This is a genomic window from Anoxybacillus sp. TBDG-1 (genome assembly GCF_054815885.1).
Window position 1 is genome coordinate 1 of the sequence record NZ_JBTZSY010000037.1, and the last position, 22191, is coordinate 22191.

The 22191-nt window shown below is 40.2% G+C and carries 22 protein-coding genes and 1 pseudogene; 17 read left to right on the top strand and 6 right to left on the bottom strand.

Annotation, left to right across the window (positions count from 1 at the left end):
- The 4 genes from ACYQY7_RS10860 to ACYQY7_RS10875 form a co-directional block, all read left to right on the top strand.
- The coding region (locus ACYQY7_RS10860; RefSeq protein WP_461202029.1) for a hypothetical protein at positions 1 to 197 on the top strand (197 nt) is incomplete at its 5' end.
- A gap of 108 nt (positions 198 to 305) precedes the next feature.
- The gene (locus tag ACYQY7_RS10865) at positions 306 to 1028 is read left to right on the top strand and encodes an ABC transporter ATP-binding protein (protein WP_461202030.1); all 723 of its coding nucleotides are present in this window, start codon (positions 306 to 308) and stop codon (positions 1026 to 1028) included.
- A gap of 15 nt (positions 1029 to 1043) precedes the next feature.
- Positions 1044 to 2531, top strand: coding sequence for a hypothetical protein (locus ACYQY7_RS10870; RefSeq protein WP_461202031.1), 1488 nt, complete (start codon positions 1044 to 1046; stop codon positions 2529 to 2531).
- Between the two features lie 50 nt (positions 2532 to 2581).
- On the top strand, positions 2582 to 3799 hold the full coding sequence (locus tag ACYQY7_RS10875; RefSeq protein WP_461202032.1) for a M16 family metallopeptidase: 1218 nt from the start codon (positions 2582 to 2584) through the stop codon (positions 3797 to 3799).
- A 212-nt stretch (positions 3800 to 4011) separates the two neighbouring features.
- On the opposite strand, the pseudogene ACYQY7_RS10880 reads toward ACYQY7_RS10875, so the two are convergent.
- Positions 4012 to 4998 (bottom strand): annotated as a pseudogene (locus ACYQY7_RS10880) (transposase family protein).
- 110 nt (positions 4999 to 5108) lie between these two features.
- Here ACYQY7_RS10880 and ACYQY7_RS10885 point away from each other — a divergent pair.
- The gene (locus tag ACYQY7_RS10885; protein ID WP_461202033.1) at positions 5109 to 5513 is read left to right on the top strand and encodes a hypothetical protein; all 405 of its coding nucleotides are present in this window, start codon (positions 5109 to 5111) and stop codon (positions 5511 to 5513) included.
- Between the two features lie 149 nt (positions 5514 to 5662).
- Positions 5663 to 6367, top strand: a complete 705-nt coding sequence (locus tag ACYQY7_RS10890; RefSeq protein WP_461202034.1) for a DUF3298 and DUF4163 domain-containing protein — start codon at positions 5663 to 5665, stop codon at positions 6365 to 6367.
- A 20-nt stretch (positions 6368 to 6387) separates the two neighbouring features.
- Here ACYQY7_RS10890 and ACYQY7_RS10895 read toward each other — a convergent pair whose 3' ends face one another.
- Together ACYQY7_RS10895 and ACYQY7_RS10900 are read right to left on the bottom strand one after the other, a co-directional pair.
- Positions 6388 to 8007: a carbon starvation CstA family protein gene (locus ACYQY7_RS10895; RefSeq protein WP_461202035.1), complete on the bottom strand. Its 1620-nt coding sequence runs from the start codon at positions 8005 to 8007 to the stop codon at positions 6388 to 6390.
- A complete protein-coding gene (locus ACYQY7_RS10900; protein ID WP_461202036.1) occupies positions 8004 to 8384 on the bottom strand; it encodes a hypothetical protein in 381 nt (126 codons plus the stop codon). The genes ACYQY7_RS10895 and ACYQY7_RS10900 overlap by 4 nt, the downstream gene beginning before the upstream one ends.
- Positions 8385 to 8682: 298 nt before the next feature.
- Between ACYQY7_RS10900 and ACYQY7_RS10905 the strand changes: the two genes are divergently transcribed.
- The 10 genes from ACYQY7_RS10905 to ACYQY7_RS10950 all read left to right on the top strand — a co-directional run bounded on the left by ACYQY7_RS10905 (position 8683) and on the right by ACYQY7_RS10950 (position 18083).
- Complete coding sequence (locus tag ACYQY7_RS10905) at positions 8683 to 9318, top strand: TetR/AcrR family transcriptional regulator (protein ID WP_461202037.1); 636 nt, start codon at positions 8683 to 8685, stop codon at positions 9316 to 9318.
- Positions 9319 to 9413: 95 nt separating this feature from the next.
- Entirely contained in the window at positions 9414 to 10556 is a 1143-nt protein-coding gene (locus ACYQY7_RS10910) for an acyl-CoA dehydrogenase (protein WP_461202038.1), read from the top strand.
- 146 nt (positions 10557 to 10702) lie between these two features.
- Positions 10703 to 12064, top strand: a complete 1362-nt coding sequence (locus ACYQY7_RS10915) for an acetyl-CoA carboxylase biotin carboxylase subunit (RefSeq protein ID WP_461202039.1) — start codon at positions 10703 to 10705, stop codon at positions 12062 to 12064.
- Complete coding sequence (locus tag ACYQY7_RS10920) at positions 12057 to 12269, top strand: acetyl-CoA carboxylase biotin carboxyl carrier protein subunit (protein ID WP_461202040.1); 213 nt, start codon at positions 12057 to 12059, stop codon at positions 12267 to 12269. The genes ACYQY7_RS10915 and ACYQY7_RS10920 overlap by 8 nt, the downstream gene beginning before the upstream one ends.
- A 10-nt stretch (positions 12270 to 12279) precedes the next feature.
- Positions 12280 to 13173, top strand: a complete 894-nt coding sequence (locus ACYQY7_RS10925) for a hydroxymethylglutaryl-CoA lyase (RefSeq protein WP_461202041.1) — start codon at positions 12280 to 12282, stop codon at positions 13171 to 13173.
- Complete coding sequence (locus tag ACYQY7_RS10930) at positions 13170 to 13952, top strand: enoyl-CoA hydratase (RefSeq protein WP_461202042.1); 783 nt, start codon at positions 13170 to 13172, stop codon at positions 13950 to 13952. Before ACYQY7_RS10925 ends, ACYQY7_RS10930 begins: the two co-directional genes overlap by 4 nt.
- 5 nt (positions 13953 to 13957) lie before the next feature.
- A complete protein-coding gene (locus tag ACYQY7_RS10935) occupies positions 13958 to 15505 on the top strand; it encodes an acyl-CoA carboxylase subunit beta (protein WP_461202043.1) in 1548 nt (515 codons plus the stop codon).
- 185 nt (positions 15506 to 15690) lie between these two features.
- Positions 15691 to 16359 carry a polysaccharide deacetylase family protein gene (locus tag ACYQY7_RS10940; RefSeq protein WP_461202044.1) on the top strand — a complete coding sequence of 223 codons (669 nt, stop codon included), beginning with the start codon at positions 15691 to 15693 and terminating at the stop codon, positions 16357 to 16359.
- 14 nt (positions 16360 to 16373) lie between these two features.
- The gene (locus tag ACYQY7_RS10945; protein ID WP_461202045.1) at positions 16374 to 16955 is read left to right on the top strand and encodes a DedA family protein; all 582 of its coding nucleotides are present in this window, start codon (positions 16374 to 16376) and stop codon (positions 16953 to 16955) included.
- A gap of 15 nt (positions 16956 to 16970) precedes the next feature.
- Positions 16971 to 18083, top strand: a complete 1113-nt coding sequence (locus tag ACYQY7_RS10950) for an MGDG synthase family glycosyltransferase (protein WP_461202046.1) — start codon at positions 16971 to 16973, stop codon at positions 18081 to 18083.
- 16 nt (positions 18084 to 18099) lie between these two features.
- Here the strand turns inward: ACYQY7_RS10950 and ACYQY7_RS10955 are convergent, their stop codons facing one another.
- The 3 genes from ACYQY7_RS10955 to ACYQY7_RS10965 are packed head-to-tail and all read right to left on the bottom strand — an operon-like array spanning position 18100 to position 21139.
- Positions 18100 to 19227, bottom strand: coding sequence for a Ger(x)C family spore germination protein (locus ACYQY7_RS10955; protein ID WP_461202047.1), 1128 nt, complete (start codon positions 19225 to 19227; stop codon positions 18100 to 18102).
- Positions 19224 to 20687: a spore germination protein gene (locus ACYQY7_RS10960; protein ID WP_461202048.1), complete on the bottom strand. Its 1464-nt coding sequence runs from the start codon at positions 20685 to 20687 to the stop codon at positions 19224 to 19226. The genes ACYQY7_RS10955 and ACYQY7_RS10960 overlap by 4 nt, the downstream gene beginning before the upstream one ends.
- Positions 20684 to 21139: a GerAB/ArcD/ProY family transporter gene (locus ACYQY7_RS10965; protein WP_461202049.1), complete on the bottom strand. Its 456-nt coding sequence runs from the start codon at positions 21137 to 21139 to the stop codon at positions 20684 to 20686. Before ACYQY7_RS10965 ends, ACYQY7_RS10960 begins: the two co-directional genes overlap by 4 nt.
- Positions 21140 to 21389: 250 nt before the next feature.
- Here ACYQY7_RS10965 and ACYQY7_RS10970 point away from each other — a divergent pair.
- Positions 21390 to 22191: IS110 family RNA-guided transposase (locus ACYQY7_RS10970; RefSeq protein ID WP_461202050.1), on the top strand; the 802-nt coding region annotated here is incomplete at its 3' end.

Genomic DNA, 22191 nt, shown 5'->3' on the forward strand with positions numbered 1-22191 from the left:
CTCGTCAGTGCTTTCTCTTTTTTGTCACTAAATCACAAAATTTGGTGATGAACCTAAAAAATAAAATAGACCGAAATAAAGGGGGAGATTATATGGCTACGAGGGAGGTGAAAAAAATGAAAGTTAAAGTTGTTAAAGAGGAGAAAAATGGTGGATTAATTTGTTTGGGAACAAGACTATTGGGGCTTGTTTGTTAGTGAAGAGGTGCTGTTATGTTCCCTATGATAAGATTGGAGAGGGGTATCTCCTCTCCTTTTTGTTGATCGAGATGGAATAACATACAAGTAAATGGTGGGTGAACCAATGTGTACGATGTAAATGTTCAAGGTGTTTGTAAAAAGTTTGGGAATGTTTATGTTGTTAAACATATTAATTTTTTTGTAAAAAAAGGGGAGATTTTAGGTTTTCTCGGTCAAAATGGAGCGGGAAAAACGACAACAATTAAGATGCTGACAGGACAACTTTTGCCAACCGAAGGGCATATAGAGATATTTGGTATGAATATAACTGATCATCATAAGGATATTATGAGTAAAATTGGATATATTCCTGATACTCCTATCCTTTATGAGGGATTAACTCCGAAAGAAATGTTAGGTTTTATAGGGAGATTGTATAACATGAAAACAAGTGTTTTATCAAATAGGATTCATGAACTTCTGTCTGTCATGAATTTGAAAGATTTTGAAGACGAGCTGATCAAAAATTTTTCTTTAGGAATGAAGAAAAAAGTTTCCATTGCATGCGGTCTTATTCATTCCCCTAAACTTCTTATTTTAGATGAGGTTACAAACGGTTTGGATCCTAGATCTGCTAGAGAAATAAAAGATCTTATCAAAGTGTTAAATGAGCAACAAGGAGTCTCGTGTTTACTTACAACGCATATTTTAGATGTGGTTGAAGAGTTAGCTCATCGAATTATTATTATCGAAAAGGGAGAGATTATTGAACAAGGGGAACTTGTAGAATTAAAAGAGAAGTATAAGGAAAAAAATTTAGAAGGTGTATTTTTGAAAGCGATATCTTGAATGGGGGTAAACTCAATGGAAACTCCAGTAACTGTTATCGTTAGAACGTATTTTAAAGAGCAAATGAATTTGTGGAGAATAGGTAATAAATGGTTGGTTTTTTTGAAAGCAATAACAGTAATAATTGGGGCTCTTCTTCTAGGATTTATCGTGAATCCATCTCAACTTTTCACACCAACAGAAATAGTATTGTTTATTATATTGCAAGCTGTTGTTATTAGTTGGTTGCAAACGGTATTGAATATTTATCAAAAATTGTTTTCCTTAAATGACTTGACTTTCCTTTTTGTTACAGGTATTAACAAATCATCAATTATTTTAGCAATATCTTTTATTAATGCTGTCAAGAACGCAATCATAGCTTTGGGTATTTCTTTGTATTTTTCAACTGCCCATTTAGCACTAGCTCTATTCTATTTCGTTGTTTTCTTTATCTGTTCCTTTCTGTCATTTTTGTTAGCTATTTTATTTGTTTTATTTTCTACTAAGTTTATTAAATCGATGAAATGGCTAATTTTATTTGTATTTGTGATACAAATAGTTCTACTATTCTCCCTCATAGGTGTAGCACTTACAAAAATGAATGTTGTGACTGTGCCGTTGGTCATTTATTTTGTCATTGCTTTGTTTGCCTTGTTTTTCATCTATGTAAAACCAAATGTAATAGATCGTTTCTATATGATTAGTGTAGATAATTTTAACAAAATTCCTCAAACATCTCATAACGGCAAGGAACGTGTTTCTTTTGTTAAGATGATTAAAAGTCCAATCGTATTCAAAGATGCTATTTTATTACTTGTTAACCCGATTACGAAAATTAGATTTTATGTTTGGATCATTGTTCATGTTTCCATTTTATTTATGATTGAACAAAAAGGACTCTCTTTCTTAATTGATTATCTTCCCTTATCACAAAGCCATGGGGAATGGTTTGTATTTCAAATATCAATAATAACTACCTTTTTGGTATTAGGTGAAATTGTAATTTCTTCATTTCACTTAGATAAAGGGGTTGTTAAATGGTATATATTTACAGGTGTAGATGGGAGAAAATTATTTTTTTCAAAAGCAATTCTAGGTTTTGTCATACTACTAGTGCCTAGTTTATTGATAATTACGGTGTATGTGTTTTTTTTAAATTTATCCATAAGATCGTTTGTATCAATTATCATGATCACTTTTTTTAGCTTGCTTAGCTTAGTAATTACTACTTTGAGTATATCATTGTTTGACATCAATATTGAAGTTTACTCCAAACCTTCCGAATCATCTGTAATTACTGAGCAAATCCCGCAAACAAACATCACTTATTTATCACTACTAGTTGGTTTTTTACTCTTGTTCATTTTTTACAAGTATATGTTTATATCTCCGAGTTTAGGGATCACAGATTTTATCATAGCCATAGCGTGTAATTTTTTATCAGCTATAATATACAGATTGAGCATGAATAGGTTTGAGAATAAAGTAATGAGATATAGAACAGTCGGGAATGATGCGTGAAATTCTAATATCCAAATTGTTTGTTAATCTAACTCTTGGCGGTGATAATGGTGAAAATAAAAAAGAAATTGAAAAATGGGATTCGGGTTATTTGCGAATGTCAAAAAAACGTAGAGGTTGTTTCTTTCGGCTTTTGGTTTCAGTTTGGTTCTGCTTATGAAACACAGATTAATAACGGTATTTCACACTTTTTAGAGCATATAATAAACAAGCAAGAATTTGAAGCATTTATTGAAAATAGGGGTGGAAAAGTAGAGTGTATAACAAGTAAAGAATATATTAGTTTTAACGTAACGGTAAATAGAAAGGATTTTTTACATTGTCTAAGAAAGGTAGCTGATCAAATCTTCTCGCCCAAAATAACTAATGAGATTATAGAATCAGAAAGAGCAGTTGTTATTGAAGAAATAAAGATGTATCAATCAGACCTCTTAGAGAATGTTTTAGATAATATTTCAAGATGTATTTTTAAGGAACAGAGCTCACTGTCACTTCCTATTTTAGGCTCGGAAAACAACATTTTAAACTTCGATTTAGAACAACTATCTGACACTTGGTACAATAAAATATTAAAGTCTCCACTTGTGGTTTCCATAAATGGAGGTGTTGATGAGAAACAGCTATATGAAGCATTGGATTACATAGAAAACATTCGCAAGGAAAATAAAAGTTACAAGATATCAAATTTTGAATATTGTACTTCACTTATTGTTGAGAAGTCCTTACATGATGTATCGATTTTGAATATACTTTCTTACCTTGAGACAAGTGATATTCATCAATATATCTTACCTGAGATTTTCACTTTTCATCTTACAAATTCTGGACAGAATGCACTTTTGATAAAGGAACTAAGAAAAAGAGGACTATCTTACCAAACATTTTCTTACTATTTACCTTATACCATTGCAGGGGTTTTGGGCATTACTGCACTTTTTTCTTCTGATAAGCTACTAGAAGTAATAAATACAATTAAGTCCACACTAAAATCAGCAGCTCAGATTAGTCTAAAAGACTTCGAACGAATCAAAAATATGGCAGTAAATCAAAGTGTTATCTTGTATGAAACCACATTCGAGAGAATGAAATTCCAAGCTAAAAATTCTTTACTATCGCGTGAGGACGTTTTTGTTGATAATTATCTAGCACGCTTAAGTGAAGTTGGCATAAAGGATTACATTTCCTTCGTTAGAGATATGATGAATAGGGAGAAGGGATATTTTTTATTCCATAATAATGAAATTTTAGATAAGAACATATTTGTATAAAGGTGACTTGAATCCGTGATGGTTAGAAATCAACTTTGATTTTGGTGTCAGTTCTGTGGATATATGATCCATACATCTCTTTTTTTGATGATTCCCTGCACCACTTTCATGTTGAAAAATGAGATAAATCTCCTTTTGTGGAGATGTAAACAAAGAAGAGACAAAAAAGTACAGGGGATAGTAATGGATATGAGTATTCGAACATATGTTTGTTATCTTACTTCTTTCCATTTTTGATACACATTCAGTAGGAGTATACCATACCCACTCCTTCGCGTCAGTTTCATCCATAGCTGCCGTGATCGGCGAACGAGTCATCCTGCCATCGTGATCACCGTCTGAATGATCGTCTTGATGCGACGGCGTTTCACTTTGTGGTGCAACGGATGTCTCGGATCGCTTAATAGATTTTGTCCAATCAGGCGAAGAAGGTTGTACACGAATGCTCCCATGACCAACACGAGCGTATTCGTTTTCATCTTCCCAGATGGAAGCCGCTCTAAATCTAAGTCGCTTTTCAGTTCACTATGAAACTGTTCACATGTCGCATGATCGTGATACAACGCGAGCACATCACCCATTCGAACATGCTCGTATCCTTCGAGACGCACCCAGTAGCTTTCGACTTCGTCATCAGGAACGAGCATCAGCTGTCCATTTCGTTCCATCGTTCGTTCCGTCGCTTGGGTGATTTGAACGTACGTATACGTGTGTCCGTCGATCGCTGCCGTCTGTGGAAAGCATAACTCATACGTTTGTACTCCTTCTGTTTGTCCATCATCGACGCGTCTGCCCTTTTGCGAAGCGATCTGGAACCAAAGCGCTTTCGATTCTCGGCGTAAGTTTCGCTTGATGACAAAGTCTACGTATACACATTCGCTTCCGCATCGTTTCCTGCATCCATGCGAACAAGCAGACGGGACGAGGTCAGTGGACGAGCTCGACGGATGGCGGCAGTTAAAAACGAGAAGTGCCTCCATATGATCAACGTCTGTTTTTCCTGTGGCAAGCAAGCCGATCATCGAGCGAATGACGTCGCTATGGGAAATGTGCACATCTCGACGAACCGTTGGGAGCCGAAGGTCATTTACTCGTTTATCCCGTTTCGTTTGATGGAGCAAATAGCCAACGAGGGCAAGCCCTGCACTTGGGGTAATGGCTTCATCTGTCAACACAAACCGAATCGGGAAATCTTTCATCGCATTCACCTACTTGATGAAAAGTCACCCATGTCATTTTCCTTATCGTATCAACGGTTTGCGACGATTGTAAAGATGTTTTGTCACGGATTCAGGAGGTGAAATAAGGGATGATTAATTCATTAATATTGTTGTTAACATTGTTAAGTTTTTGCTATGGAATAATCAATTACAAACTGTCAGAAATTTTTATTAAACAAACAGAGATAACAAGTTTGGATAAGATTTCTCAGTTGCATTACGCCATTGTCGCCATTTTCGACGAAACTTCTTGTATTAATTGTATTAATGCATTCAGAAAGTTGAAAAGCAGAATAGATGTTCCAATTTATTTTTTAAAAATGGATGTTGCAAAAAAATTTGTTGCTATTGATTGTAATCCCCCAGTCTTACTAATATTTCATCAAGGCAATGCGATTGCAAAAATATGTTCTCAAACAATAGATAAAGTTGCTTCCCATTCAACATATATTAGGTTGATTATGGAGGAACTGAAAGCACATGATTTTAATTAAGATATTGTTCATTATGCGGTGGTGTCATCACATCACGAAGCGTTTAAAGAGCGAAATCGAGAATTAGTGAAACAAGTGTTAAAATAATAGCACGCATAAATTCGTTTGTTTGAACGCAAACTTTCGGTAAAACAAACGAGGTGAACGGCGTGTTCAGACAACGAAACATATGGATAATCGTGTTGGCACTATTTATGTTAACAGCTTACAGTCAGCCACTTACTGTGACAACGAAGCAAATGAAATATACAAATGAACTAATGGAAGTCGATTTAAACATTCCAATTGTATCAGGTTCAGTCAACCCATCGTTTCAGCGCCAAGTGAACCGCTTATTACGAAAGGAATCACTTGATTTAAAGCGTCAAGTCGAAAAAGAAGCGCATGAAAATATGGAGATAAGCAAAAAAGAAGGATTTCCGTATCGCTTGCATGCGGCGGTCAGTAATTATGAGGTGACGTACAATCAACATGGCATTTTAAGCATTCCTGTTACGTTATACAGCTATACAGGCGGGGCGCACGGCATGACTGTGAAAGTGCCAAACAATTTCGATTTTTATAAAGGAAAATCGTTGCAACTGGGCGATTTATTTAAAAAAGGAACGAACTACAAACAAGTGATAAAGGACGAAATCATCGCCCAAATTAAAAAAGAAAATGATCTATATTTTGACAATGCGATTGCTGTCGTACAAAACATGCCGAACGACCAGCCTTACTATGTGACGAAAGACGGTATTGTCGTTTATTATGGTTTATACGAAATTGCCCCGTACGCTGTCGGCATTCGTGAATTTCTTATTCCGTTTTCGACTTTACGATCATATATGAAAATCAAGCTAGCGCAATAAAGGCGCTAGCTTGATTTCACTTATTGGTGAGAAGAAACGACTTCTTTTTTCGTTGTTTTTGCCATGGAGCTCCATCCTTCAATGGCTAAGAAAATGCATAACACGAACAGGACGAAAGCTGATCCGGCCAATAGCCAATTTTGTGCTAATGCGTTTTGATACATTAACACGCAAAGAGCAGCGATGGTCACAACGAGCATAAACACCATCGGGATGACAACATAAAATGATTTGGCACCAATTTTCATGAGCCATGCGGAAACAGCTAGCAAAGCCAGCGCTCCGAGCATTTGGTTCGCTGCCCCGAAAAGCGGCCAAACGGATTGCCATGTTCCTGATAATGCAAGTGCTCCAGCCCCGATGAGACCGACTGTTGTTGCAACATGGTTATTTTTAAATGCACTTGTCCGTTCTTCACCGAGTTCTTGAATGGCGTAACGCATTAACCGCGTTGCAGAATCTAAAGTTGTTAATAAAAATGCTGATGCGGTGAGAGCAGTGAATGTGACAGCTGTTGCTTCTGGGATGCCGACATGAGACATAAAGTAACCGACGCCAGCAGAAAATGTACCAATTGGTCCACCAAGCTCACTCATACGAGTAGCAAAGTCAGCTTGAGTTAAATATGCGACCGTTCCAACAGAGATGATGGCTAAAAATGCTTCTAACAACATACCACCATATGCAATAAATCGCCCGTTTTTCTCGTTATCAAGCTGCTTTGCGGTCGTTCCCGATGAAACGAGCGAATGGAAGCCAGAAATGGCACCGCAAGCGATTGTAATAAACAAAATGGGGAACAAAAATCCGAGCTTTTCGTTATAAAACCCGGTAAATGCTGGGAATTGGATGGTCGGTGCTGCAATAATCATACCGACAGCAGCTCCAGCGATCATGCCGTATAAAAGAAATGAGTTTAAATAGTCCCGTGGTTGTAACAAAATCCATACAGGCAATACTGATGCCGCGTATGCATAGCCTAATAAAATGAGTGACCATGTTGTTGCGCTTAATGAAAGTGGGTATTGAATGCCAACCCATACAGATAAAAGCATCGCAATAACTCCAAGTACGCTAGCTACAAATAAATTCATTCGCATTTGATTGACAATAAAGCCGAAAATCATCGCAATACCGAGAAATAAAACGGATGCTGTAGCCGCTTGTGGAACAGCGACAAACGTATTTGTAACTAAAATAATAAATACCCCGACGACGAGCATAAGTGTTGCGATGGAGAAAGTTAAAAATAATACTTGTCCGCGACTTCCCATATATTGTTTAATAATCGTTCCGATTGATTGTGCTTTATGACGAATGGAAGCTTGTAGTGACGTATAATCATGAACACCGCCAATAAAAATGCTTCCAATCATAATCCATAAAACAGCTGGAAACCAACCGAACACAGCAGCTGTGATTGGTCCGACAATCGGTCCGCCTCCAGCGATTGTAGCGAAATGATGTCCGAGTAAAACAGGTTTTTTCGCTGGTACGTAATCTATACCGTCATACATTTCGTGTGCCGGTGTTTTACGGTTGTAGTCGACTTTTAATTGTTTTTCAAGAAAGCGTCCATATGTAAAGTAGGCAATGACTAAAATAACCCCACAAACAAGTAACAATGTTAATAAATTCAATGCACATCCTCCTCAAATGGTTTTTCAAAAACATGTGTAAATGACCGAGCTTTTCGATGAGTAAATAATTGTTTCGTTTCTAAAGCGATAATAACGACATAACATTCGATCCAACCATGTAATCCGAAACGAATAAACTGTAGCTTTCGAAATCGTTTCACCTCCTTTACTGCTTCATCACATGCGCGTGGTGCGACAATGGCGCCGATGAAAATGGTAGACATATGATCTTGATGATTAGAGATGTAGTTTGGTAAATGATTGACGAAAGTTTGCGAAAATTGCATGACGTCTTCTTTGGTGACGATGTCGTCTTTTTGCCATGCAAAAATGAACTGTTCATTTTCAACTGCCCAAATTTTAGATTTTTTTGTCATAAAATATTTCTCATCGCGCCGATGGTAATGTGCATAAAAAGGTAAAGAAAACGTGTCGAGCTTTTCATCCCGATAAACGTTGAAATAGGGTGTAAGAATTGTTGTTAGAGTGTGGATATATTTGTTCGTATTCATTGCAGCCACCTTTTAAAATTTTCTGAATATTATTATATTTAAATATGTAAAACATTTCAATGATTTTATTTTTTTCCTTTAAAACTATTTAATAGAATTATAAAAAAACTATTAAATTTTTCTGAATATTATGTTAAAATACAACAAAAAGGAGTTTATGTGTATGGTTGAAAAGCAATTAAAAGAGCGCATTATTGAAACAGCGCTTACATTGTTTGAAAAGTATGGGTATCATGGGGTGACGGTCGATCGCATTGTTGCCGAATGTGGAGCGTCAAAAGGGGGATTTTATCATAACTTTAAATCAAAAGATGAATTGCTTTACCACATTCACGATGTATTTATTACGTATGTGCTAAATAAAGCGCAAGAAGCATATGTAAAATATAAGACCCCGACAAAACGGTTATGTGCGATCATTCATTCATTTGTGAGGGTTTTTCATATATATAAACCGCACATTACAGTATTTAATCAAGAGGCGGCGTATTTAAAGCCAGCATACGCTGAAAAAATTAATGCAAAACGTGAACAGTATAAGCAAATTATTTTTCAAGTGCTTCGTGAAGGCATTGAAGCAAAGCAGTTTCGCTCAGAAATATCTATTGAATTAGCAGGATTGTCAATTATAGGAATGGTAAACTGGATGTACAAATGGTATAAGCCTGATGGTCCAATGTCTATTGAACAAATCGCAGTTGCTTTTAATGATTTAATTTTACACTCGCTTTTGACAGAAGAAGCGAAGCGTGATGAAGACATTTCGTCATTTCTTTTGTCGCATGTAAGCGACGAATGACGGGTGTTGTAAAGGAAACAGACCAACTAGTCGGTTTGAAAAAAAACAGGCTTGTTGGTTTCACATATTTTATTTTTTCAAAGGGGGAAAAAGCGATGCATTTTGAATTAACGAAAGAACAACAAATGATTAAAGAAATGGTTCGCGATTTTGCGGAAAAGGAAATTGCTCCATACGCGTCGAAATGGGATGAGGAGGCGATTTTTCCAATTGAGACGTTCAAAAAAATGGGCGAGCTCGGTCTGTTTGGCATTCCGTTCCCTGAACAATATGGCGGCTCGGGTGGAGATACGATTTCATATGCGATTGCAGTTGAAGAAATTGGTCGAGCGTGTGGTGGAACAGGGTTAAGTTATGCGGCAGCTGTATCGCTCGGTGCTAGCCCGATTTATTATTTCGGGACAGAAGAACAAAAAGAGAAATGGCTCGTGCCGATGGCAAAAGGTGAAACGTTCGGTTCGTTCGGATTGACAGAACCGAATGCAGGATCTGACGCAGGGGGAACGCAAACGCGCGCCGTTTTAGATGGCGATGAATACGTCATTAACGGAGAAAAATGTTGGATTACAAATGCAGGGTATGCACGGCAAGTCATTGTAACCGCTGTCACCGGTAAAGATGAACGAGGAAAAAATATTATTTCCGCTTTTATCGTTCCAACAGATGCGCCGGGGTTTACGATTAACTGCCATTATGACAAAATGGGCGTTCGCGCATCGAATACGTGTGAGCTTGTTTTGCAAGATGTGCGTGTGCCAAAAGAAAATATATTAGGCGATCCGAAAAAAGGATTTAAGCAGTTTTTATATACGCTAGATGGCGGACGCATATCCATTGCAGCATTAGCTGTTGGAATCGCGCAAGCTGCATTTGAAAAGGCGCTTCAATATGCGAAAGAACGAAAGCAGTTCGGTCAACCGATCGCCAAGTTTCAAGCCATTCAATTTAAACTTGCCGACATGGCGATGCAACTTGAACTTGCGCGCAATATGGTGTACAAAGCAGCATGGCTAAAAGACCAAGGCAAACCGTTTACGAAAGAGGCAGCGTTTGCGAAATTATTTGCTTCTGAAACAGGTTTTCATATTTGCAATCAAGCGATTCAAATTCACGGTGGATACGGGTATATGAAAGAATACGGTGTTGAACGTCATCTTCGGGATATGAAGTTGATGGAAATTGGTGAAGGGACATCGGAAATTCAACGGCTCGTCATTGCCCGTCAATTAGGATGCTAAGATGCACTCACATTCCTCGCAAAATACGAAGCTACGAATATGCATAACCTCTATGCACCATTTCTAACAAACGCTATCATTTCATGCTTGCACAATCCATAGCAACGAACGTTCCATTAGAAAATGAAACATGAAGGAGGAAGAAAATGTTTTCAAAAGTACTTATTGCTAACCGAGGAGAAATTGCGTTGCGCATCATTCGCACATGCCGAAAACTTGGCATTCAAACAGTTGCCGTTTATTCGGAAGCCGATGCTGATTCGCTTCATGTAAAGCAAGCGGATGAAGCGTATGTCGTTGGAAAAGCGCGTGTAAATGAGAGTTATTTAAATATCGAAAAAATTATTTCCATCGCCAAAGAAACGAAGGCAGAAGCCATTCACCCAGGTTACGGCTTGCTTTCAGAGAATGCAACATTTGCTCAGCGATGCGAAGAAGAAGGAATCGTATTTATCGGTCCAAAACCAGACGTTATTGCGAAAATGGGGAGCAAAATTGAAGCGCGACAGACGATGGCGGAAGCTGGGGTGCCGATTGTGCCCGGCATCTCCTTTCCGCTTGCGGATGTTGATCAGGCAGCGAACGTAGCAAGCGAGATTGGCTATCCTGTTATGTTAAAAGCGTCCGCAGGGGGCGGAGGCATCGGCATGCAGCTTGTTTACGATGAAGAGCAACTCCGGAAAGCATTTGAAGGAAATAAAAGTCGCGCAGCTTCCTTCTTTGGAGATGGGGCGATGTATGTTGAAAAATATATCAACAATCCACGCCATATTGAAATTCAACTGTTAGCGGATGCATACGGAAACTGCGTGTATTTATGGGAAAGGGAATGTTCCATCCAACGTCGCCATCAAAAAGTTGTCGAAGAAGCCCCTTCACCGTTTTTAGATGAAAAGACGCGTCGGGAAATGGGAGAAGCGGCTGTGTGCGCGGCAAAACATATCGGATATACGAACGCAGGAACGATCGAATTTCTCGTAGATGAGCAAAAAAACTTTTACTTTTTAGAAATGAATACACGTTTGCAAGTCGAGCATCCGATAACAGAAGAAATTACAGGTATTGACATTGTTGAGCAACAATTGCGCATCGCAGCGGGGGAACCGCTATCTTTTACACAAGCCGAAGTGAAGCGAGAAGGACATGCGATTGAAGTGCGCATTTACGCTGAAGATCCAAACACATTTTTTCCTTCGCCAGGGACGATTACATCGTTACAACTGCCAAAGGGGGAACATGTGCGCCATGAAATTGCTGTACAAAGCGGATCGGTCGTCACTCCTTTTTACGATCCGATGATTGCAAAATGCATCGTTAAAGGAAGGGATCGGCAAACAGCTATTGCAAGCATGATTGCGGCTTTACATGAATATAAAATTGAAGGAATTAAAACGAACATTCCGATGCTAATTAACGTATTGACGCATGAAGCATTTCAACAAGGACATACGACAACGAACTTTGTGAATACGTATATAAACAAAAAAGGAGGCAAAACACATGCATGAAGTTGTCGCATTGATGGCAGGAAACGTATGGAAAATTGTTGTTGAAGTTGGGGATGTTGTTGAAGAAGGACAAGATGTTGTTATTTTAGAATCTATGAAAATGGAAATTCCGATCGCTGCCGAAGTGGGAGGAGTCGTCAAAGCGATTCGTGTGCAAGAAGGGGATTTCGTAAACGAAGGGGACGTATTACTTGAAATCGAATAGGGGGACATGTATGCGCGTAACGGTGAAAGAAGTCGGCCCGCGTGATGGATTGCAAAACGAACCGGTATTTATTCAAACAGAAGATAAAATTGCATGGATTAATCAGCTATCAAAAACAGGATTGTCATATATTGAAGTGACATCGTTTGTCCATCCAAAATGGATTCCACAGCTTGCCGATGCGTACGAAGTCGCTTCCCGTATTGAGCGTGTAGAAGGTGTGACATACGCTGCACTTGTGCCAAACAAAAAAGGACTAGAAGGCGCTTTAGCCGCTAATATCGATGAAGTTTCCGTATTTATGTCAGCAAGCGAAACGCACAACCGAAAAAATATTAATAAATCTATTGAAGAAACGTATCCCGTACTGAAGGAAGTCATTGATGAGGCGAAGCGAGCAAACAAAACCGTTCGCGGCTACGTATCAACGGTGTTTGGCTGTCCGTATGAAGGGGAAGTTAGCGTCGAGCGCGTAATTGCTGTTTCTGAACGGTTGTTTGAACTTGGCATTGATGAGCTGTCGCTCGGTGATACGATCGGTGTTGCTAATCCGATCCAAGTGCAACGAACGTTAGAACAGTTACTGAAGCGGTTTCCAGCGGAGCGGATGGCACTCCATTTTCATAACACGCGCGGTATGGCGCTTGTCAATGTGTTCGCTTCTTTGCAAATGGGAATGACGATTTTTGATAGCTCGCTTGGGGGGCTAGGTGGCTGCCCATATGCTCCAGGGGCATCTGGCAATTTACCGACAGACGATTTAGTATATATGCTTACCCAAATGGGCATCGATTGTGGTGTTTACCTTGACCCGTTAACGGAAGCGGCACGATGGATTGAAGAAAAGATTGGCCGTCCGCTCTCGAGTCACCATCTACATGTTGTAAGGGGGAATGCATCATGATGGAAGCCGTTCTTTATTCGACGATTGATGCGGGGGTAGCAGTTGTCACGTTAAACCGACCAGATGCCGCAAACGCCCTTTCACTAAAAATGTTAAGCGAGTTGCAACGCATTCAAGCGGAACTTAAGCTGAATCGAAACGTGCGCGCAGTCATTGTTACCGGGGCGGGACAAAAAACATTTTGTGCAGGAGCAGATTTAAAAGAGCGAGCAAAAATGGACGAAACGCAAGTACGTCAAACAGTCGCGCTCATTCGAGAGACGATTAACGGATTTGAGCAACTGCCTCAGCCTGTCATTTGTGCGTTAAACGGAGGAGCATTTGGCGGTGGGCTTGAGTTGGCGCTCGCATGTGACATTCGTATTGCTGCTGAACATGCGGTGATGGGGCTGACGGAAACATCGCTTGGGATCATCCCTGGTGCGGGCGGAACGCAACGTCTTCCGCGACTAATTGGCATCGGTCGGGCAAAGGAGATGATTTATACCGCAAAACGTATTTCAGCTCAAGAAGCTGTGCGGATTGGTTTAGTCGAGCGCGTCGTTTCTAATGAACAATTGTTAGATGAAGCGTTTGCGATAGCGACAACAATCGCCAATAACGCTCCGATTGCCGTTTCACAAGCAAAAGCAGCGATCAATCATGGGGTGCAAGTGGATATACAAACAGGGCTTGTGATTGAACAAATGGCTTACGAACGAACGATTCATACAAACGACCGACTAGAAGGATTACAAGCGTTCAAAGAAAAACGAAAACCGGTATATAAAGGGGAGTAAGGAACATGATTTCAAACGAACAATTATCGCTTGTTGAACAACTACAACAAAAACGAAAACAAATTGAACAAGGAGGCGCGCGCAAATATCATGAAAAAAATGCCGAGCAAGGAAAGCTGTTTGTGCGCGATCGTCTGAAACTTCTATTCGATGAAGGTTTACAATTTGAAGATGCCTTTTTTGCCAACTGTTTAGCGGACGGATTGCCGGCAGATGGCGTCGTGACAGGAGTCGGAAAAATTAACGGACAAACGGTATGCGTGATGGCAAATGACTCGACGGTGAAAGCAGGTTCGTGGGGGGCGCGTACGGTAGAAAAAATTATCCGCATTCAAGAAACGGCAGATAAATTACGTTGCCCGATTTTATATTTAGTGGATTCAGCAGGCGCCCGCATTACGGATCAAATTGAAATGTTTCCAGGCAGACGTGGGGCAGGACGCATTTTTTACAATCAAGTGAAACTGTCTGGAAAAGTGCCGCAAATTTGTTTATTGTTCGGACCATCGGCAGCCGGTGGTGCATACATTCCTGCGTTTTGTGACATCGTCATTATGGTCGAAGGGAATGCCTCGATGTATCTTGGCTCACCGCGCATGGCTGAAATGGTCATTGGTGAGAAAGTGACACTTGAAGAGATGGGTGGTGCGCGCATGCACTGTTCTGTTTCAGGTTGCGGTGACGTGCTTGTAAAAACTGAAGAAGAGGCAATTGCTTTCGCACGTAAATATTTATCTTATTTTCCAGCGAATTTTAGTGAAAAACCGCCGATGGCTGAGCCGAAAGAACCAAAACCATTTAATAAAACGATAGAAGAAATTATTCCGCAAAATCAAAATGCACCGTTCAATATGTATGATTTAATTGATCACGTCATTGATGAAGACTCATTTTGTGAAATAAAGAAATTATTTGCACCTGAGCTAATTACAGGTCTTGCCCGCATAAACGGACAACCGGTTGGAATTATTGCTAATCAGCCGCGCATGAAAGGCGGCGTATTATTCCATGATTCCGCAGATAAAGCGGCAAAATTTATTACACTTTGCGATGCATTCCACATTCCACTTATCTTTTTAGCGGACATCCCAGGCTTTATGATCGGGACGAAAGTCGAGCGTGCAGGTATTATTCGTCACGGAGCAAAAATGATTTCAGCGATGTCAGAAGCGACCGTTCCGAAAATATCAATCATTGTACGGAAAGCGTACGGAGCAGGATTGTATGCGATGGCAGGTCCAGCGTTTGAGCCGGATTGTTGCTTAGCCTTCCCGCATGCACAAATTGCCGTTATGGGACCAGAAGCTGCCGTGAATGCAGTGTATGCGAATAAAATTGCTGAACTGCCAGAAGAAGAACGCGCCGCATTTATAGAACAAAAACGTGAAGAATATCGAAAAGACATCGATATTTATCGCCTCGCTTCCGAAATGGTTGTCGATGGAATTATTGCGCCAAATGAGTTACGTTCCGAGCTTATTCGGCGATTAGATGCATATATGTCGAAATATGTTGTATTTTCTGAACGAAAACATGGAGTTTACCCTGTGTAGCTGTCAACACATATGGTACAATGAGGACGGTGTATTTTCACATCGTCTTTTTTTCGGGAAATTTCCCCGGAAATCGACAACATTTGTGTCGAATAGGAAAGACATGAGGCAAATGTTGCCGATGGAAACGAGAAATTTCACTCATGCGGCTTCTTTTTGTATAATCAAGAAAGGAGTTTTGACATTTGACATACATATGGTTGATTGCAACATTTTTCATTTATAGTATATTGCCAACATCGTTCATCCGTATTTTTTCGTTTCGTGTGCAAAAAAGAGTGAAAGGCGGTGTAGCGTTAACGTTTGACGATGGACCAGATCCGATGTATACGACTCAGTTGCTTGATCTATTGAAAAAATATAACGTAAAAGCAACGTTTTTTATTGTTGGATGGAAAGCAAAAAAATACCCACATCTTATTCAACGAATACATGCGGAGGGACATACGATCGGTTTGCATCATTATTATCATACGAGCAACTGGTTTCTGCCTCCATTTGTAGCGGAATGGGAACTTCATCGATCAGCGCACATCATCAAGCAAATCACAGGCGTTCGCCCCGTATACTACCGTCCGCCATGGGGACATATAAACATATGGATGTTGCTCATGCAAAAAAAGTATAAAATCGTGATGTGGACATATATTCTTGGTGATTGGAACGTTACATTAAGTGTAGATCGCCTTTATGAACGATTAATGGACAGTATAGAGGATGGGGCGATCATCGTGTTGCATGATAGCGGTTCAACATTTGGCGCTGATGAACATGCGCCCGCAAACATGTTACAAGCTTTGGAGCAGTTGTTACAACATACGAATGTTAAATGGGTAAAGTTGAGTGAGGAGTAAAGGGGAATGGGAAAGTGGAAGCGAACAGCATTTTAACGTATATCCAATCACACGGTTATATTGTGTTATTTCTTTCCCTATTTTTCGGCATCGTTGGTATTCCTGCGCCAGAAGAGTCGCTTCTGTTTTTCATTGGCATTTTCGTCTCACACGATCAATTGCATTTATTAAAAAGTTTATTTTTCGCGATTTCTGGGGCAACTGTTGGCATGGTTGTCGCCTATATTGCCGGCTATACATTCGGTTCACCACTATTGTTCAAATACGGACATTTTATTGGATTCCATCGTCGTCGTTATCGTTATGTGTATCGTCACTTCCGAAAACGTGCTTTTCTAGTTATTCCTTTTGGCTATTTTGTTCCGGGGATTCGTCAATTATCTCCGTATATGGCTGGAGTTGTTCGCTTTCCATTTCTTCCTTTTCTCTTTTTATCGTTTCTTGGGGCGTCATTTTGGATTAGTTTATTTATATGTGTAGGCAAGTTTCTTGGGGAGCGTATTCATATTCCGCTTCATGTGTTACCATGGCTCACGGTATTATTTTTTAGTTTATTTTTTGTTGCTTTGTATGTAAAAAGTAGAAAACAAAAATAAAAGGGAGTTCGCATAATGATGAACATTCTCGTACTACCTTTATTTCAAATGCCATCTGGTCATCATCAAGTGGCCGATGCACTCATCTATTCATTATACCATCGTTTCCCCGATGTCTCTTGCGAAAAACTTGATTTTCTTAGTTATTGCAATGAACAGATTGAAAAAAGGGTAGCTGATTTTTACATCCGCTGGATTTCGCTCTCGCCACATTCGTATGAATGGATGTACCGACGATGGATGAAAAAGTTTGAACAACCGACGATGGAGCCGTGGTTGCTTTATTTTGAAAAAAAGATGAAACGTCTCCTTCAAGAAAAAAAGCCCGATCTTGTTGTGTGCACGCATTCATTTCCTTCTCACGTTTTGCAAAGGTTGAAACAAAAAGGGATCGTAACCGTTCCTGTTGTTAACGTATATACTGACTTCTTTTTAAGCGGTATTTGGGGAAAAACAGCGATTGATTATCACTTTGTTCCGCATGAAGAAGCAAAACAGTCTATATGCACAACGTTTCGGATCGAGTCACGTCGTGTCATCGTTACAGGTATCCCTATTCATGAACGTATCGTACCTGCGCAAAAGATGAAACGGCGAACAAATAAACGGATTTTAGTAGCAGGCGGAAACCAAGGGTTAGGAAAAATGAAACAGTTTTTAATGAACGCCACCCATACACAACTGACTTATGACGTACTATGTGGAAAAAACGAAACGTTATATCATGAATTAAAAAGTTGGAACAATCCGCGTATTCGTCCGTATCGGTACATTTCCGACCCAGCGAAAATGAACGAATTATACGATGAAGTTGATGCAGTTGTGACAAAACCGGGCGGTGTAACGATGAGTGAAGTGCTTGCGAAAAAGTTGCCTGCTTTTACGCTTTCGTATTTGCCAGGGCAAGAACAAATGAATTTACACTATTTAAGAAAAAAAGGACTTATTTATATTCTTCATGATAATGACCCGTATGACCAACAATTGATGCGTGTATTAATGAATAAGGAGGAAATGAACGAATTAGAAAAGCGTATTGAGCGCTATTGGCTCGAACGTGAAAAAACAGCACAAGATGTGCTTGGCGAATGGATCGAAGCGAATATATATGCAGTGAAAAAGCGATGAGGCTGGCTCATCGCTTTTATTTTTTCGACTTTCCGTATGTGTCAATGCTTAATTTCACGTTAATTTGTTCTAACGTATCATTTGTAAGTGCAACTAATCCGTTTGTTGTATATTTGCGCCAATCGTTTACATTTTGACGATATAAGGCGTTTGATAATTGAAGCGTATCGACACCTTCTTTTACTCCAAGCTGAAATAAATTTTTTATTTCTTTCTCAACTGTTTTTGTTGCATGTTGAACAATTTGTTTCTCAGACATGTGCTCGCGCAGTTCAATAATGCTTCCCGTAGCTTGTACATGAACGGTAAATAAAGGACGGCCATCTTTTATTTTGTACGATACGCTTGTTTTTGGTCCGAGCACAACAAGCGTACCGATCATTTTACCATTTGGTTGAATGTAAATCGGTGTTCGACCTGTCCCTTTCGTTACCCAGCGTAATCCATCAAGCTTATGACGTGGGATGCAAGCTTGCTTATTGTAACGATGTAAAAAACAAACACCGTCCATTTTTAACATCGGTTTCTTTTTTTTATTTTCCGTCCAGCTTTTCTCATCCACTGTAAGAGAAGGGAGAGGAAAGACGACTGCTTTTTCGTTTGAAGCCGCAACGAGTTGATTGAGACGTTTTGGTTGAATAAATGAACTTTGTTCGTAAATATCTGTTGGATTTGCGAGCAGTGAAAAATATGGTGAATAGTCTAAAAACGGTGTTGTTTCAAACAAACGATCAATCGGCTGTTTCGTAGTAAAAGCCCAAATCGTATGACGAATTTCATTGTAACGGTCAAGTACATCAATGACGTCACGCACGAGCCCCTTTTTTAATGCTCGCTCGGTAAAGACGATCCCTTTAATATGCCCCCATGATACACCTTGTTGAATGGCTTGATACAATCGGTCTGTCGCCACGTTAAATGTTTCTCCTGTTGCTTTTCCAATCGTAACGGTTGACTTTTCTCTTCCACCGCCTGCTTCGACTTTCGCAAGTCCTGAAAAGCTAATGAGTTGGGCATAGGCGACGACTTGTCCGTCTTCATAGTCGACGCCAATCGCATGAATGTAAGCGAGATGATCAATTTCTTTCATCCCCCAGCAACCTGTTAAAAATAAACAAAAAAAACAAATAATCAGTCTTGTCATGACTCGTCACCCGGTGTATTATCATTCGTTTTTAACATTTTCGGTCGCATTTTAAACTTTTTCCACCCACTTGTAATAATAACTTTCCATATATCTCTAGTTATCGGGGAGATCGGCGCTAAATACGGGACGCCAAACGACGTTAAATTCGCTGCATAAATAAGAAGGAAAAACATCGATGCAATAAATCCGAACAGCCCGAGCATAGACGAGGCAGCAAGGACGATAAAACGTAACATGGACACCGTCCCAGCAAGCGATTGATTAACAAGTGTAAACGTGGCGATGACAGATGTTGCAATGACGACGAGAGTACCGGGTGCGGCAAGCCCTGCGTTTATTGCTGCTTGCCCAATAATTAATCCGCCAACGACCGATAACGTTTGTCCAATCGCAATCGGGAGCCGCATCCCTGCTTCTTTAAAAATTTCAAATAAGCTAATCATAATAAATGCTTCGAGTGGAGCAGGGAGTGGTACGCCTTGGCGTGAAAGAACGATCGTTGCCAACAACGTAAACGGTAGTTGGTCTTGGTGATACGTAATAATTGCGACCCAAAGGCCCGGTAAAAAGACAGCAACGCTCACACCGATTAGCCGAATGATCCGTTGAACCGTAACGAACACAAACGATGTACTATTATCTTCAGATGTATTTAATAAAAACGTTAAATTTGTCGGACCGATTAGTGCGGTCGGTGAGCCGTCAATAAAGACAGCAAATCGTCCGCTCAATAGCGCATTAACAACAAAATCAGGACGACCAGAGTAAGCGAAAACAGGAAATAAAGAAACGTATTTTTCGCTTAACAATTCTTCTAATTGATTTGTTCCGGTTAAGGCGTCAATATTAATTGTGCTTAAGCGACGCTTTAATTCAGCAACCGTTTCTTGATTAATAATATCTTTAATATATAAAATATCGACTTTCGTTCGGCTTCGTTTTCCAATTATTACTTGCTCAACGTGTAAACTGCTCGTTTTTAACCGTTTTCGTATGAGTGCCACGTTTTTTGCCACTTCTTCAATGAACCCATCTTTCGGACCGCGAATCGATACTTCCGTGTTCGGTTCCTCTGGGTTGCGGTTCGGCGGATTAGCAAGCGAAATGGAATACATCGCTTCTGCTTCCACAAAGTAAATGACTAAATCTCCATTAAAAATGATAAAATCAAGCTGTTGGGCAGATACAGATTTTCCGATTAAATGAAGTGGCATTTGTTTATATTTTTCAATATCTGTGACTGAATAAAGCGGATATCGTTGTCCCATTTGTGTAATCGTCGGGAAAACAAATTGCTTGAGTAGTTTTGTATCACATAATTCTTCACAGTAAACGAAAATAAGCGAAAGCGGCTTTCGTTCGTCTGAATAAATCGTGGCGGGCATAAGTACAACATCTTTACATTGGGCAAAATGTTCTTTTAACGTTTGCTCATCAACAATGATTTCAGCCGTCATACAGAAGCTCTCCTCTCTTTTATGCGTATTGCTAATGCTAAGACGAACAGGAAAGTAGAAAGAAAGCAAATAAAGAAAAAGGAAATCGGTAACAGCCATTTTTTTAACATATGAAAAAACGTATAATCACTCATCGGTGTCATCGCAGCGAAGAAAATGACGACGTATACAAATATTAAAATCCATCGCCGTGATGCTTTATTTGTAATATTAAACAGCTCTGGAATGAGCGCTGTCGCAAGTGAAATGCGAATAAACGCCCCCGCTAGCCATTGATAAACCGATAAAAAATCAAAATGCTCTAAATATGATCCTAAGTTCACCATGCGCCACTGTTCGAAGGCAGGATAGCGCAGGTGACTTGCTTCTGCCGGTCCAAATTCCGTAATCGCGCCGATCGTTGGGCCGATCGATAAACTGGCAGCTACAAGCCCGAACAAAACGAGTTTCATAAAAGACCCTCATGCCGAAAAAATTTCGGCACCATCGGAAGGATGAAAACGAAGATTGTCGAAATATCTCCCTTGCAGCTGGGGTCATGAGGTCGATACATCTATGGTACGCAAGAGTCCGAATCATAGACGGATCCCAGTAGCCTGGTGCGCCACGGAATGTCGCTCCCAAGTTGGGAAGCACGCAGGATAGAATGCTTCGTCATAGGCTACTGCACCAGCTGATGACAGGAAGCAGGGAGGGAAAGCGATGAAGGTATTATATGAACATTGTTGTGGAGTAGACGTGCATAAGAAATCCATTACCGCTTGTACCATCACCCCTGAAGGAAAAGAAATACGAACATTCGGTACCATGACCGATGAATTGCTGGAGTTTATAAACTGGTTGAAAGAAAAAGGTGTGACGCACGTGGCGATGGAATCGACAAGCGTGTACTGGAAACCGTTGTACAATTTGCTCGAGCTCGAACAAATCGAAACGCTTGTTGTCAATGCACAGCACATCAAAGCGGTTCCTGGACGAAAGACGGATATGAAGGATGCCGAGTGGATCGCCAACTTGCTTCGTCATGGATTGTTGAAAGGAAGCTATATTCCGGATCGAGCCCAACGAGAACTGCGAGAACTCGTTCGATATCGCCGCAGTTTGATTGAAGAAAGAGCGCGGGAATTGAATCGGATTCAAAAAGTATTGGAAGGAGCGAACATCAAGTTGTCGTCCGTTGTCTCCGATATCCATGGGGCATCGGCACGAAAAATGATTCGTGCGTTGATCGAAGGAAAAAACGATCCGATGGTCATCGCTCAGCTCGCAAAAGGGAGATTGAAACAAAAAGTGGAAGAACTCCAGCGCGCATTACACGGGGTAATCGGTCCTCATCAACGGATGATGTTAGCCGAACAATGGCGGCATGTGGAATACCTAGATGAAGCGATTGCGCGATTAGATCAGGAGATCGAGGAGAGAACGCGCCCTTTTGAAGAAGAGCTGGAACTCTTAGATACGATTCCGGGAGTCGGGCGGCAAAGTGCGGAACAAATTTTGGCGG

What these genes read in the sequence shown, in the direction of transcription:
- ACYQY7_RS10870 (WP_461202031.1), top strand. Translation starts at nt 1,044, where the DNA reads ATGGAAACTCCAGTAACTGTTATCGTTAGAACGTATTTTAAAGAGCAA.
- ACYQY7_RS10885 (WP_461202033.1), top strand. Translation starts at nt 5,109, where the DNA reads ATGATTAATTCATTAATATTGTTGTTAACATTGTTAAGTTTTTGCTAT.
- ACYQY7_RS10900 (WP_461202036.1), bottom strand. Translation starts at nt 8,384, where the DNA reads ATGACAAAAAAATCTAAAATTTGGGCAGTTGAAAATGAACAGTTCATT.
- ACYQY7_RS10905 (WP_461202037.1), top strand. Translation starts at nt 8,683, where the DNA reads ATGGTTGAAAAGCAATTAAAAGAGCGCATTATTGAAACAGCGCTTACA.
- ACYQY7_RS10910 (WP_461202038.1), top strand. Translation starts at nt 9,414, where the DNA reads ATGCATTTTGAATTAACGAAAGAACAACAAATGATTAAAGAAATGGTT.
- ACYQY7_RS10915 (WP_461202039.1), top strand. Translation starts at nt 10,703, where the DNA reads ATGTTTTCAAAAGTACTTATTGCTAACCGAGGAGAAATTGCGTTGCGC.
- ACYQY7_RS10920 (WP_461202040.1), top strand. Translation starts at nt 12,057, where the DNA reads ATGCATGAAGTTGTCGCATTGATGGCAGGAAACGTATGGAAAATTGTT.
- ACYQY7_RS10925 (WP_461202041.1), top strand. Translation starts at nt 12,280, where the DNA reads ATGCGCGTAACGGTGAAAGAAGTCGGCCCGCGTGATGGATTGCAAAAC.
- ACYQY7_RS10930 (WP_461202042.1), top strand. Translation starts at nt 13,170, where the DNA reads ATGATGGAAGCCGTTCTTTATTCGACGATTGATGCGGGGGTAGCAGTT.
- ACYQY7_RS10935 (WP_461202043.1), top strand. Translation starts at nt 13,958, where the DNA reads ATGATTTCAAACGAACAATTATCGCTTGTTGAACAACTACAACAAAAA.
- ACYQY7_RS10950 (WP_461202046.1), top strand. Translation starts at nt 16,971, where the DNA reads ATGATGAACATTCTCGTACTACCTTTATTTCAAATGCCATCTGGTCAT.
- ACYQY7_RS10955 (WP_461202047.1), bottom strand. Translation starts at nt 19,227, where the DNA reads ATGACAAGACTGATTATTTGTTTTTTTTGTTTATTTTTAACAGGTTGC.
- ACYQY7_RS10960 (WP_461202048.1), bottom strand. Translation starts at nt 20,687, where the DNA reads ATGACGGCTGAAATCATTGTTGATGAGCAAACGTTAAAAGAACATTTT.
- ACYQY7_RS10965 (WP_461202049.1), bottom strand. Translation starts at nt 21,139, where the DNA reads ATGAAACTCGTTTTGTTCGGGCTTGTAGCTGCCAGTTTATCGATCGGC.